Source organism: Candidatus Avelusimicrobium faecicola, from assembly GCA_900540405.1.
Lineage (GTDB): Bacteria > Elusimicrobiota > Elusimicrobia > Elusimicrobiales > Elusimicrobiaceae > Avelusimicrobium > Avelusimicrobium faecicola.
Genome location: UQFW01000001.1, coordinates 49,682 through 62,962 on the forward strand (window position 1 = coordinate 49,682; position 13,281 = coordinate 62,962).

Below are 13,281 nucleotides of genomic sequence, written 5' to 3' on the forward strand. Positions count from 1 at the left end.
GTAAAACGTGAACACACAACTGGTTATTTTTGATTTAGACGGTACTTTATTAAATACAATCGCGGATTTAGCCGCTTCGGCCAATTATGCGTTGGAAAAGCTGGGTTATCCGCGCCGCAGTGAAACCCAATGCCGCGCTTTTGTGGGCAACGGCGTGACGAAACTGCTGGAGCGCGCCTTGCCGGACGGCGCCAAAACGCCCGAAAACGTGGCCCGGATGCGCGCCGTTTTTCAAGCGCATTACGACGCACATAATGCGGATGCCACCTTTGCCTACCCGGGCATGGCGGACGTGCTTGCCACGCTTGCCCAAAAAGGGATAAAACTGGCGGTGGCTTCCAACAAATACCAAAGCGCTACGGAAAAATTGGTGCGGTTGTATTTCCCGCAGGTGGAGTTTTGCGCCGTTTTGGGCGCGCGGGAAAATGTGCCCGTCAAGCCGGACCCGCAAATCGTGCGCGACATTTTGCAAGCGGCCGGCGTAGCCAAAGAAAACGTGTTGTATGTGGGGGATAGTGATGTGGATATGCAGACCGCGCAAAATGCGCAAGTAAAGGCGTGCGCCGTCACTTGGGGGTTCCGCACGCGGGAACAGCTGTTGCCGTATGCGCCGGCGGCGTGGGCCGATAAAGCAACGGATATTTTGAACGCGCTGTAATCAAAACAGCAAAAATAACACAGGCGGGAATGGGATTCCCGCCTTTTTTGTGGGGTTATAAACTTTTGCAAAGTTGCGCCAGGTATTTGGCGGCGTGGGCGCGGCTTTGTTCCGGGGTGGGGGCAAAATCCGCCAGAACGGCTATTTGCTGGGGGGCCAGCGGATTATGGCGCAAGCAGGTTTCGTCCAAAACTCCGCAGATAAATAAAACGGGTTTTTGGTATTTTTTGGCCAATTTTAATACGGCCAGCGGCGCTTTTCCGCCGAAGGTTTGGCGGTCTAATTTGCCTTCTGCGGTAATAATCAAATCGGCGGTGCGGGCGTATTTTTCAAATCCCGCTTTCTTAAATAAATACTCCGCCCCCAGTAAAATGCGGGCATTAAAACAACCGTAAAGCCCCGCGCAAATGGCCCCGGCCGCGGCGGTGGACGGCGTGTGGGCAATATCCTTGCCGGTAGCCTTTTTTAATACGCGGGCATATACGCCCAGGGCTTTATCTAAAATTTTTACTTGTTCGGGCGTGGCCCCTTTTTGCGGGCCGAATACTTTGGCGGAACTGCGGGGGCCTAACAGCGGGTTGGTGACGTCCGCCACGGCGTATATTTTAATGCCGCGGAAATGTTGTTTGAGGGCGGACACACGGACTTGGGCCAATTTTAATAAGGCTTGTGCGCCTAACGCAATCGGCGCGCCTTGTTTATCCAGCAGTTGGGCCCCGCACGCGGCGGCGGCTCCGGCTCCCCCGTCATTACACGCCACCCCGCCTAGCCCGACATAAATGGTTTTAGCCCCGTGTTTGACGGCGTGCAGTAATACTTCGCCCACCCCATAAGAGGTGGCGTTCAGCGGGTCTAAATCTTGCGGCTTGGCGGAGCCTAACCCGCAGATGCGGGCGGTTTCCAAAATGGCGGTTTTGCCGTCCGGCAAAATTAAGTAAGCGGTTTTGGCCGGGCGGTTAAACGCGTTGCGGGCCGTTAAGTGGCGCAGTTTGGCCGACGGATAAAGCGTTTTGAAAAAATCAATAAACCCGTCCCCGCCGTCGGACACCGGGAATGCGGCTACCCGGTGGCGCGGGGACAAGTTTTTCTGCAAAAGAAGCGCGGCCGAAGCCGCGCTTAAAGAGCCCTTAAAGGCATTGGGTAAAGCCAGTATTTTCATTGGAATTTCCAACTGACTTGGGCGGTAAACACCGTGTTGGAAGCGGCGGAGTCTTTCAGCTCGTTGGAGCGGGTGGAAAATTGCTGCCGTACTTCCGCCCCCAACATTAAATCGTCCACGCGGGTTTCCACGCCCAGGCCACCGCCGGCCGAAAAGCCGTTGGATTTAATGCTGTCGCTTTTCATTTCTCCGCGGTAGTTGAGCGTAAGCATTTCGTACCCGGCGTTCCCGGTCAAATAAAATACCACGCGGCTTTTGGGGTTCAAATAATAATTGGCACTGACGCCCAAACTTATAAATTGCCCGCTCGTTTTAATTTGGGGGTCCGGGTACAGCGGCGCGCCGGTGGAGTCCGTCGCGGCCAGGGTATCCGGGTCTAAATCGTCAAACGTGTTGTTGGCAATATTGGCAATAGACAAATTGGGCCCCAACCATAAATTGCTGTCCATCAGGCGCCATAAAAACTTGCCGGAAGCCACTACGCTGGTGCCGCCTACATCTTTGGGCTCTTTTTCGGCGGAAAAGCCGGGCCGTTCGGACACGTTTAATTTTAAGTCTAACGGCATAGCCCCTAATTGAATGGCCAAATAAGTGCGGAAGTCTTTTTCTTTGGCTTGCGGTTTGTTTTCTTTTTGAGTGTCGGGCTTTTGGGCGGAAAGCGAGTCCTTGGCTTGGGCCGCGTATTGCTGTTGGGAAACCGCCCCCGTTTTAACCCCTTTCAAGAAGGCTTCTTCGTCCGTCAGCGGGCGCGGGGCCGCGGGTGTGACGGAAACGGTGGGCACCGCGCTTACGGCTTGGCCGTTGACTACGGTTGCTTTTTGGGTATCAAAAACTTTGTCAATGTCCGAATCAAACGCGAGCCCGCCTGCCGCCTGCACGGCCCCGGTTTGGGCCACTTGTTCTTGGCGGGCTTTTTCTTCCTGTGCGGTTTCTATTTTTTGTTCCACATAGGTTTGTTGGGTTTTGGGGGCTTGGTCGTAATCGTACACTTCAATATTGGCAATTTGCGGCATATCAATATTTACAATGCCGTCGTCCGTTTGTAATTTAAGGTTAAATTCGTCCAGGTCTACAATCACGCCCACCAGTTGCGTGCCGCCCTTTAATAAAATGCGGTGCTTATCGGGCAAAATTTGTTCAATTTCTTTTTGGTTGAGCGTGACCGTGCCGAAAGAGGTGGCTAAATTAAGGGTATATTGGGTTTGTTCCAAAATGGAACCGCTGATGATGGTGCCGTCTTTCATTTTGATACTTTCGGCTTGCAAAACGGTGGCGCCCAACAGGGTCAGCAGGCAAAGAATTAGGCTTCTTTTCATGTTGTAAAACTCTACTTAAATAAAAAAACGCGGCGGAGCTTGGTGGCCCCGCCGCATAAGGTTTATTTGGATTCTTCTTCCACTACTTCTTCGGTGGTCACTTCGTGTTCCGCTTCGCAGGCGCACGGGGTGAGCGCTTGTTTCATAAAGCGCAAAACTTTAATCATTTTGGCAATCGTCAAGCTCATAATCGTACCCAGCAAAATGGGCGTGACGGTGTTCAAAATAAAGAACCATTTGTTCTGCCCGGCGTTTTCAAACACTCCGGCGGGAACCAACATCGCGCTGATTAAAAAGTACACGGCGGAAACCAGCGTTAAATAGAACAGGGCAATAAATACCCAATACAGGCTTTTCAAGCACAACCAGTTATGCGGCCACCATTTACCGCATTTGCAGCAATTAGACATATTTTCTCCTCCTAACAAGTTTATAAAGGCCGCCACACACACCCCCGGCGGAACCTTCTATACATATTGTATCAAATCAAGCGGCCCTGTAAAGGGCCGGAAACGGTTATTTTGCGCTTGCGCTCCGCCCGGCCTGGGCCAGCAATTCCTGCGCGTGAATATACGCGGCGGATTTAGGGTCCGCGTGGCCGCCCAGCATGCGGGCAATTTCCGCCGTTAGAGCGGGGCCCGTAAGCGGGGTAATGGAAACTTCCGTAGAGTCCTTGCGGGCAGATTTGGCTACATGGAAGTTTTCATCCGCCTGCGCGGCCACTTGCGCCAAATGGGTGACACACAATACTTGCCGCCCGGCAGAAACGCCTTTTAATTTTTCGCCCACCAAAACGGCGGTTTCCCCGCCAATGCCGGCATCTACTTCGTCAAACACCATAACGGGAACGGTGGAGGCCAACACGGTTTTTAAGCCCAACATCACGCGGGAAATTTCCCCGCCGGAGGCTATGTTTTTAAGCGGGCGCAGGGCTTGCCCGGGGTTGGGGGAAAATAAAAATTCCACTTTATCCGCGCCGGTGGGGCCTAAATTTTCTTCGTCCATTTCCACGCAGGCGCGAAAGCGCACCGCGTTAAAGCCGAGCGGGCGGATTTGCTCCGTCAAAAGTGCGGATAATTTTTCGGCCGCCTCTAAACGCTTGTCGTGCAATTCCAACGCTAATTTTAAGAGAACTTTGCGCTCTTTTTCCAATTCTTCCCGCAAGGCTTGTTCGGCTTCGTCACTATGCTCCAGCGCGTGCAGGCGGGCTTTTAAGTCCGCCGCCGTTTTTAATACATCTTGCAGGGTGGGGCCGTATTTGCCCTTGAGCCGTTTGAGTTTTTCGTGGCGGGCCAGCATATCATCCAGTGTTTGGGGGTCTATGCTGATGTCGTCTTTATAAGTAGCCAACGTGTTGGCGGCGTCTTCCAACGCGGCCAATGCGGAATTTAAGTTTTGGGAAAGCTCCGCCAAGGAGTCGTCCAACTCCGCCATATCTTCCAAACAGCGGGCCGCTTTTCCGGCGCGCTCCGTGGCGGAGCCTTCGCCCTCGTATAAATCGTTATAAGCAGTTTCGGCCAGTTCCAACAGTTTTCCGGAGTGCTTCATTTTGGGCAGGGTTTGCTCCAACTGGTCGTCTTCTTCTTGCGTGGGGCGCACGTCTTCTATTTCTTTTAATTGGTACGCGCACATATCCCGCAGGCGGGCTTTTTCCTGTTCCGAAAGGGCGGCCTCGTTAAGGCGGGCTTGCACGGCCTGCATTTTATCGTAAGAGGCACGCACTTTTTGCACCAGGGCATCCTGTTTGGCAAATTTATCTAACAGGGCCAAATGTACGGAGGAATGGAGTAAACTTTGGTGTTCGTGCTGGCCGTGGAAATCCACCAGGTGCCGCCCCAGTTGCGCCAAGGCGGATACCGTGGCCGGTTTGCCGTTGATGAACGCTTTTCCCTTGCCTTTGCGGTCCAGTTCCCGGCTGAGGGTAAAATCGGGCGCGGTAAAGTGGTGGGCGGCGCGCACTTCCTGCGGCAACATATCGGTTGAAAAAACGGCGCTAACGCTCATCTTTTGCGCGCCGTCTTTAATGGTGTCGGCATCCCCGCGTGCGCCCAATACAAAACCCAACGCTTCAATCACAATGGATTTGCCGGCGCCGGTTTCGCCCGAAAAAACATTTAACCCCGGGCCGAACGAAAGTTCCAACCGGGAAATAATGGCAAAGTTTTGTATGGAAAGTTTTGTTAGCATATACAGTTGCCCCACTTTAATTTTTTGCTTAAAACGGTAAAAAAATCACGCCCCGGCAAAGTAATCAGCCGGGCCCGCGTTTTACTGCGGGATAAAATTACTTTATCCCCTTTGGAGAGCGGAAAATTGGTTTGGCCGTCTAAACTGACGGTGGCTTGTTCCCCGGGGTATTTGAAAACCGGCTCAAAGGTCAGCTGTCCGTCCGCCGGTAAAATAAGCGGGCGTTGGCCTAGTGAGTGCGGGCAAATGGGCGTAAGCAAAAACACGTCTACTTCCGGGGCCACAATCGGCCCGCCCGCCGCCAAAGAATACGCCGTGGAGCCCGTGGGCGTGGAAACAATCAGGCCGTCCCCGTAATACGGCTGAAGCAAGCGGCCGTTCAAGCGGGCCTGCAAGCTAAATGCGCGGGCCTGTGCGCAACGCAGGACACAATCATTAAAAGCCAGGGCCGTTTCTTCCGTGCCGTCCGCGCGCACAATAACGGCTTGCAACATAAAGCGTTCGTTCAAAATTCCTTCCCCATTTAATACGCGGGGGAAAGCGGCCTCGGCGTCTGCTTTTTCACAGCCGGATAAAAAGCCCAGCGTGCCGCAGTTAATGCTGAAAACCGGCAAGTTTAAGGCGGCCGCTTGGCGTGCCGCGTGCAAGGTGGTGCCGTCCCCGCCCAAACAGACCACCAAATCCGTTCCGGCCGTTTGCGGGAGTTGGGTTAAATCGGTAATTAGCCGGGCTTGTGCGCCCAGGGCGGTGGCCTGCGCCAATAACTTTTGGGAAGTTTCGTGCGCGCCGGGCTTAAAAGCATTATAAAAAATGACGGGGCGGGTAAATTTCATGGTTCTTCTATTTTAGCAAATATTGCTCCCGCCGCAGTGGGGGCCTAACCCTTTTTCCTGCGGGCATACTACCAATCGGGCGGGTTCAAAATGATATAATATAAATAAGAAAAAAGAGAGGTTTTTATATGTGGGATTATACCGATAAAGTAATGGACCATTTTAAGAATCCGCGCAACGTGGGTTCTATTCCCAATGCAGACGGCACCGGGCAAGTAGGCAGCCTGGTGTGCGGGGATGCACTCAAATTAACCATTAAAGTAAATAAACAGACCGACGTAATTGAAGATGCCAAATTTGAAACCTTCGGCTGTGCCAGCGCAATTGCGTCTTCTTCTATGTTGACGGAACTGATAAAAGGCAAAACAATTGCCGAAGCCTCCAAAATTACCAACCAGGATATTGCCGATGCGCTGGGCACGCTCCCGGCCGAAAAAATGCACTGCTCGGTCATGGGCATGGAAGCCTTGGAAGCGGCCGTAAAAAGCTACCGCCAGGGGGGCGCGCCCGTCACGTTTGAACAACAGGAAGAAAAAATTGTTTGCCATTGTTTTAACGTGTCCGAAGAAACCATTATTAAAGCTATCCGCCAAAACCACTTAACCACGGTGGAAGACGTCACCCACTTTACCAAAGCGGGCGGCGGTTGCGGCCGTTGCAAAGGGGAAATCCAAAAGATTTTGGATAAAGTAAACGCGTGTCAAATTCCCGCGGCCGCGCCGGAAGAAAAAGAATTTGCCAAAATGACGTTGGTTGAAAAAATCCGCCGCATTGAAAAAGTGTTGGAAGAAGACGTACGCCCGAAATTAAATATGGACGGCGGCTCGGTAGAGTTGGTAGATTTAGCCGGCACGGTGGTAAAAGTGCGCCTGCTGGGAATGTGCAGCGGTTGCATGGGTGCGGCCGGAACGCTCAAACACTTGGTGGAAAAAGCCTTGCAGGAAAAAGTAGACCCGTCCTTAACGGTGGAGCAAAACTAGAGAAACTTTTATGAAAACCGTTTATTTGGATAACAACGCCACCACCCAATGTCTGCCGGAAGTTGTAGAGGCTATGTTGCCGTATTTTAGCGAACGCTACGGCAACGCTTCCAGCATGCACACGTTTGGCGGCTCCAACCGCAAAGCGATTGATATTGCCCGCCAGCAAGTGGCCGATTTTATCGGTGCGGAATATGCCGACGAAATCATTTTTACCTCTTGCGCCACGGAAAGCGATAATACGGCTATTTTTTCCGCCGTGCGCACGCAGCCGGAAAAGAAACATTTAATTACTTCCGCTGTGGAACACCCGGCCATTATGACCCCTTATAAATACTTGGAAAGCCAGGGCTACCGGGTGGATTATATCGGCGTGGACGAACACGGCAATTTGGATATGGCCCGCTATAAACAAGTGTTGGATGACGACACGGCGCTTGTTTCGTTTATGTGGGCTAATAGCGAAACCGGCACCCTTTTCCCCATTGAAGAATGTGCGGCGCTAGCTAAAGAGCGCGGTGCTTTATTTCATACGGATGCCGTACAGGTGGGGGGCAAAATTGCGCTAGATATAAAAAATACGGCGGTGGATATGCTTTCGCTGTCCGGGCATAAATTCCACGCGCCCAAAGGCATTGGCGTTTTGTATGTGCGCCGGGGCACCCGTTTTATGCCGTTTATGATGGGCGGCCACCAGGAAAAACACCGCCGCGCCGGAACGGAAAACGTCCCGCTGATTGTGGGGCTCGGCACTGCGGCCGTACTGGCCCAAACCCGGTTGAAAAACGGCACCATGCAGCGCGTAGCCGCATTGCGCGATAAGTTGGAAAAAGGCTTAACCGCGGCTATCCCGGATACTAAAATTAACGGCAATCCGGCCGCCCGCGTGCCCAATACCACCAATATCAGCTTCGGCTATATTGAGGGTGAATCTATTTTGATGTTTTTGAACGATTACGGCATTTGCGCTTCGTCGGGCTCGGCGTGTACGTCCGGCTCGTTGGAGCCGTCGCACGTTTTGCGGGCGATGGGCGTGCCGTTTCAGTTTGCGCACGGGTCTATCCGGTTTTCTCTTTCCGAGCAAACCACCGAAGAAGAAATAGACCTCGTGTTAAAAGTAATGCCCGGCATTGTGGAGCGGTTGCGTAAAATATCGCCGTTTAGCAAATTGGCCGCTTGATTTACAGGCCGCGGAATTGGTTTTCCGCGGCTTTTTTTGTAGGATAAATTATATTCTTCCCCCGGAGGTTGTGCATGAAAAAGACTTGGCTTTTTGCAGTATTGGCAGTGCTGTTTTTCCCGCTTGCGTTGCAGGCTAAAACAACGGTTATTTATCACACCAGCGATTCCCACGGCTTTTATTATGCCAAAGACGGCCGGGGCGGTTTTGCCGCGTTGGCCGGGCTTCTCAAGCAGGAAAAACTCCCGTATATTTTGTTGGACTCCGGCGATTTTGCCAACGGTACCGTGGAGGCTAAAAACTCCAAAGGTATTAAAAGCGTACTGATGATGAACGCCTTGGGCTATGCCGCCAGTACCCTGGGCAACCACGAATTTGATTTTAAGGACCCGGGCGTGGAACCCATGCTCCGCGCGGCGCAATTTCCCATTTTGGCGGCCAACTTTGTGGACCGCAAAACCGGCAAACAGCCGGAGTATTTGAAGTCCTACCAAATTTTTAATGTGGACGGCGTAAAATATGCGGTAATTGGTTTGGGGCACGAATATCCCACCAATGAAACGCAAAAATTTAAGATTTTGAAATCCTCCAAAGTGTTGGATAAAGTGTTGGCGGAAGTGGAAGCCCAAAACCCGGATGTGATTGTATTGGTGGACCATAACTCTATTGCCGACGACAAACACGGCCGCGAATCCACCTTGTTAAAAATGGTGACCAAACACAACGGCAAAATTAATGTGGTATTGGGCGGGCACGCGCATAAAATTATCCAAAATGCGGTGCATAACGGCACGTTATTTGTAGAAAGCGGTTGCTATTTGAAAAATGTAAGCCGCATTACCGTAGAAACGGACGACAAGACCGGCAAGTTTGTGTCGGCTACTTCCCAAATCATTCCGTTATATACCCAAAAAACGGGCGAATATGCCCCGGTGGCCGCGCTTGCGAACGCCTTGATGGAGCCGGGCATGGATAAAGTGTTGGGCTCGGCCAGCGTAAAACTCAGCCGGAATCCGGTAAAAGGCAACCAGGGCGACAGCCCGCTCAATAACTGGGTGGCGGACGTCTGCCGTGCGTATAGCGGCGCGGATGTTTTCATCCACAACAACGGCGGCACCCGCGTAGATTTGGAACAAGGCACCATTACCAAGCGGGATTTGGTCAATATGCACCCGTTCGGCAATAAAATTTCCCAAGTAAAAGTAAGCGGTAAATTTTTGGAAAAATTTGTAAAATACGGCCTGGCCCCGCGGAATTTGTTTTCTTATTCCGGCTTGCAGATTGAATACAAACTGCGCAAAGGCAAAGTGCAAGACCTTAAAATTTGGGTCAACGGCCAGGCGTTGGATAAAAACAAAACTTATGTAGTGGCTACCAATACTTATATTGCCGAGGGCGGCAGTGAGGGGTGGCCTTTCAAGCAAATCCCGGCCGCGGATAAAAAGCAGGTAGGGGATTTGTCCATTCAGGAAATTATGGAAAAAGCCATAGAAACCACCAGTCCGCTGGGCGCGGTGGAAACAGGGCGCATTATCATTAAATAACTATGAAAAAACGGCTTTTGGTTTTTGCGTTGTTGGGGCTCGCCTGCCTGTGCGGTTGCCAAAAAGAGGTTAAAACATTGGACGTATTTTATACGTCGGATGTGCAAGGCTTTTTTTGGACCCGCCCGGAGCCGCGTTTCGGCAACCGGGAAGTGGGCGGCTATGCGGTACTTAAAAATTTCCTGGCAACGCAAAAACAGCCGTATATTTTATTAGACGGCGGCAACTGGTTCAGCCAAACGCCGGAGGGGTTGCTTTCCAAGGGCGGTTTTTTGCCGCAGTTGGCGGGCTCTGTGCCGTATACGGCGGCCTCTATTGCGGATAAAGATTTGGTGTTCGGGTGGCCGTCTTTGCGGCAGATTTTACAGCAAATGCCGTATCCGTATGTGATTTCCAACTTAACGATTGACGGCAAAAACCCGTGGCCCACGCATGATTATTTAATCCGGGAAGTCAATGGTGTTAAAATCGGCCTGTTTGCTTTACTGGACCCGAAACCGGTTAATTCCACCCACCGTTTAACGGGTATGCGCGCCACGGACCCGGTGGCTACCGCTAAAGAAATGAGCGAACGCCTGAAAGAAAAAGGCGTGCAGATTGTTATTTTGCTCAGCTCCGTAGGCTCGCCGGAAAAAGAAGGTATCAGCGATTCTACCATTGCGGAAGAAGCCCCGAATATAGACCTGATTTTAAGCTCCAATATGGACCGCGAAAACGCCGAAACGGACAAAATCAATAAAACGTTGATTGTGTACCCCGGCTCCAAGCTGGATTCCCTGGCCCGGGTGCGCCTGACTTTTGATAAGAACAACCAACTGACGGATATTGCCTTTACGGACGTACTTTTAACCCGGGATGACTACGGCGAAGACAGCGAAATTGCCGCCGCCACCACCGCTTTGCGGCGGGAAACCCAACGCAAAATGAATGCCCGCGTGACGACGGCCGAAACTGCCGTGCGCGGCGCGTGGGGCCGGGAATCGGCCTTGGGGAATTTATTAACGGATTGTTTGCATAAATGGTCCCGCTTAGACGGCGCCGTGCTAAATTCGGATTCTATCCGCCAAAGCCTGCCTGCCGGGCGCGTGACGGAATATGACGTCTATAAAATGTATCCGTACAGTGACGCCGTCACTTTTGTCACGCTCAAAGGGCGCGCTTTGCAACGCGCATTGGAAGCCTCCCTGGCGGTAAAAGATAACTTCCCGCAAATTTCCGGTATGAGTGTGGCATACACCGTTAAACCGGGGGAAAAACCCCGTATTAAACGCATTGTGTTTGACGGCGGCCGCGTACTCCGCCCGCAGGAAACGTACCGTATCGCCATGACGGACCATGTGATGGCGGGCGGTTTCGGGCATGACGAATTTATTAACGCGCTGGAATTTAAGAACACCTTTGTAGAGGCCCGCCAAATTATGCGTACCTGCCTGTTAAAATACAAACAGTTGGAAGCCCCCCAAACGGGCCGTTGGAAAAAAGTACAATGAGCGCCCTAATTCATCCTTTGCAAATCGGTAGTGTGGCCTGCGCCAATAATTTGGTGCTGGCCCCCATGGCCGGCATTACGGATTCTCCGTTCCGCGTGCTTTGTTTGCGCGGCGGGGCGGGGCTGGTGTGTGCGGAAATGGTTTCCGCCCATGCGTTGCATTACGGCAACCCGCGCAGTGGGCGGATGTTGCAAGTCAACGCCAAGGAACACCCGGTTTCTATGCAAATTTTCGGCTCGGACGAAGAAACCATCGCCCAGGCGGCCCGCAACGCGCAAGAGGCCGGGGCGGATATCGTGGACTTAAACGCCGGGTGCCCGGTTAAAAAAATTAATAAAGCCGGGGCCGGGTGCGTGCTGATGAAAGAGCCCGATAAGTTGGCCCGCTTGATAGAGGCCGCCGTAAAAAGCGTAAAAATTCCCGTCACCTTAAAAACACGCATTGCCTTAAACCATAAAGAATTTTTAGGGGCCCGCTTGGCCCAATTAGCCGAAAGCGCCGGGGCGGCGGCCGTCACCATGCACGCGCGTGCGGCGGTGGATGTGCATAGCGGCGCGCCGGACGTGGAGGCGTTGGCGCGCGTATGTGCGGCGGTAAAAATCCCGGTCATCGGCAACGGCGGCGTATTAACCGCGCAAGATGCGGTAAAGTTTTTGCAGGCCGGTTGCGCCGGGGTGATGATTGGGCGCGGCGCGGTGGGCAACCCGCTTATTTTTGGGGATATAATTGCGGAGCTGACCGGGCAGGCCCCGGCGGCCCATACGCCCAAAGAGCGCCTGAAAACATACCAGGCCCTGATAGAAGAAAACGTATCTTTTTACGGGGAGCGAATCGGCATTAACCGCAGCCGCAAAACCGCCGGATATTGGATAAAAGATTTCCCCAACGCGGCCGAGGTGCGCGGGCAATTTGTGCGCATAGATACCCTGGCCGGGGTGCGGGAACTTTTCGCCCGCGTGTTGGAAACACTGTAAATATCTGCTGTAAATTGCAAAAAACACGCCAGATTTTGCTATAATATATAGGAAACCACGAGTCATTAAAGACAGCGGCCACCACTCCGCTGCGCATTAATTACAAAAGGTAGAATAAACATGACAAAAACTTTTTTGCCTTCCGTCAAGGAAGTTGAAACCTCCCGCAAATGGCACCATATTGATGCCAGCGGCCAGACCTTAGGCAGATTGGCTACTCAAATTGCCGTCTTGCTGATGGGTAAACACAAAAGAACCTACACTCCTAATATGGATTGCGGTGACTTTGTTGTAGTGACCAATGCGGCTAAAGTGACTTTTACCGGCAACAAGCTGGAACAAAAAGTATACTTTTCCCACTCCGGTTATGCTAAAGGCGGTAAAGAAACCCCGCTCAAAAGACAGATGGAAAAAGACCCCACCCGCGTTATTGAATTGGCGGTAAAGAGAATGTTGGACGTCAACAGACTCCGCGCCCCCAGAATGAAACGCCTTAGACTGTTCGCCGGCGAAGAACATGCGTTTGCACATCGCTTTGGCAAATAAGAGGGAAATGATTTATGAACAATACGAAAGAGCTTAAAACCGGAAGAAGAAAAACCTCCGTCGCCCAGGTTGAATTGTTAAAAGGCAAGGGCGATATTACCATTAACGCCAAATCTTTGGAAGAATACTTCGGCGGTTGCGAACGCTATAAAGCGACTGTAAAAGCCCCGCTGGTGTTGACCAATTTGGATAAAGAATATGATGTAAAAGCTAAAGTAGTAGGCGGTGGGGTATCCTCCCAAGCCGGCGCCGTGCGCCACGCGATTGCCCGCTCTTTGGCTAACATTAGCGAAGACGTTAAAAAGGCCGTCAAAAAGGCTGGCTTCCTTACGCGCGACCCGCGTATGGTGGAAAGAAAGAAACCTGGTCAGCCGGGTGCCCGCAAACGCTTCCAATTCTCTAAACGTTAATTGG

Annotated in this window: 13 protein-coding genes; 8 read left to right on the forward strand and 5 right to left on the reverse strand. The window is 52.1% G+C overall.

Features of this window, described 5'->3' with window-relative positions; all coding sequences use genetic code 11:
• Positions 1–7: 7 nt before the first annotated feature.
• Positions 8–658, forward strand: a complete 651-nt coding sequence (locus tag ACQY18_RS00195; RefSeq protein WP_428038407.1) for an HAD family hydrolase — start codon at positions 8–10, stop codon at positions 656–658.
• A gap of 55 nt (positions 659–713) precedes the next feature.
• Here ACQY18_RS00195 and ACQY18_RS00200 read toward each other — a convergent pair whose 3' ends face one another.
• From ACQY18_RS00200 to ACQY18_RS00220, 5 genes are all read right to left on the reverse strand, one after another.
• Positions 714–1,817 carry a glycerate kinase gene (locus ACQY18_RS00200; RefSeq protein ID WP_428038408.1) on the reverse strand — a complete coding sequence of 368 codons (1,104 nt, stop codon included), beginning with the start codon at positions 1,815–1,817 and terminating at the stop codon, positions 714–716.
• Positions 1,814–3,133 carry an outer membrane beta-barrel protein gene (locus tag ACQY18_RS00205; protein WP_428038409.1) on the reverse strand — a complete coding sequence of 440 codons (1,320 nt, stop codon included), beginning with the start codon at positions 3,131–3,133 and terminating at the stop codon, positions 1,814–1,816. The genes ACQY18_RS00200 and ACQY18_RS00205 overlap by 4 nt, the downstream gene beginning before the upstream one ends.
• Positions 3,134–3,195: 62 nt before the next feature.
• Positions 3,196–3,543: a hypothetical protein gene (locus ACQY18_RS00210; RefSeq protein ID WP_176777577.1), complete on the reverse strand. Its 348-nt coding sequence runs from the start codon at positions 3,541–3,543 to the stop codon at positions 3,196–3,198.
• A gap of 106 nt (positions 3,544–3,649) precedes the next feature.
• On the reverse strand, positions 3,650–5,320 hold the full coding sequence (recN, locus tag ACQY18_RS00215) for a DNA repair protein RecN (protein WP_428038410.1): 1,671 nt from the start codon (positions 5,318–5,320) through the stop codon (positions 3,650–3,652).
• A complete protein-coding gene (locus ACQY18_RS00220) occupies positions 5,314–6,153 on the reverse strand; it encodes an NAD(+)/NADH kinase (RefSeq protein WP_428038411.1) in 840 nt (279 codons plus the stop codon). The genes recN and ACQY18_RS00220 overlap by 7 nt, the downstream gene beginning before the upstream one ends.
• 128 nt (positions 6,154–6,281) lie before the next feature.
• Here ACQY18_RS00220 and nifU point away from each other — a divergent pair, with 128 nt between their 5' ends.
• From nifU to rpsI, 7 genes are all read left to right on the forward strand, one after another.
• Positions 6,282–7,133 (forward strand): Fe-S cluster assembly protein NifU, encoded by an 852-nt coding sequence (gene nifU, locus ACQY18_RS00225; RefSeq protein WP_428038412.1) that lies wholly within the window; start codon positions 6,282–6,284, stop codon positions 7,131–7,133.
• Positions 7,134–7,143: 10 nt separating this feature from the next.
• Entirely contained in the window at positions 7,144–8,313 is a 1,170-nt protein-coding gene (nifS, locus tag ACQY18_RS00230; RefSeq protein WP_428038413.1) for a cysteine desulfurase NifS, read from the forward strand.
• 74 nt (positions 8,314–8,387) lie between these two features.
• A complete protein-coding gene (locus ACQY18_RS00235) occupies positions 8,388–9,857 on the forward strand; it encodes a bifunctional metallophosphatase/5'-nucleotidase (protein WP_428038414.1) in 1,470 nt (489 codons plus the stop codon).
• Positions 9,858–9,859: 2 nt separating this feature from the next.
• The gene (locus tag ACQY18_RS00240) at positions 9,860–11,347 is read left to right on the forward strand and encodes a bifunctional metallophosphatase/5'-nucleotidase (protein ID WP_428038415.1); all 1,488 of its coding nucleotides are present in this window, start codon (positions 9,860–9,862) and stop codon (positions 11,345–11,347) included.
• The gene (gene dusB, locus ACQY18_RS00245) at positions 11,344–12,321 is read left to right on the forward strand and encodes a tRNA dihydrouridine synthase DusB (protein WP_428038416.1); all 978 of its coding nucleotides are present in this window, start codon (positions 11,344–11,346) and stop codon (positions 12,319–12,321) included. Before ACQY18_RS00240 ends, dusB begins: the two co-directional genes overlap by 4 nt.
• 120 nt (positions 12,322–12,441) lie before the next feature.
• Positions 12,442–12,867, forward strand: a complete 426-nt coding sequence (rplM, locus tag ACQY18_RS00250; RefSeq protein ID WP_176777569.1) for a 50S ribosomal protein L13 — start codon at positions 12,442–12,444, stop codon at positions 12,865–12,867.
• Between the two features lie 14 nt (positions 12,868–12,881).
• Positions 12,882–13,277, forward strand: a complete 396-nt coding sequence (gene rpsI, locus ACQY18_RS00255; RefSeq protein ID WP_176777568.1) for a 30S ribosomal protein S9 — start codon at positions 12,882–12,884, stop codon at positions 13,275–13,277.
• Positions 13,278–13,281: the final 4 nt, after the last annotated feature.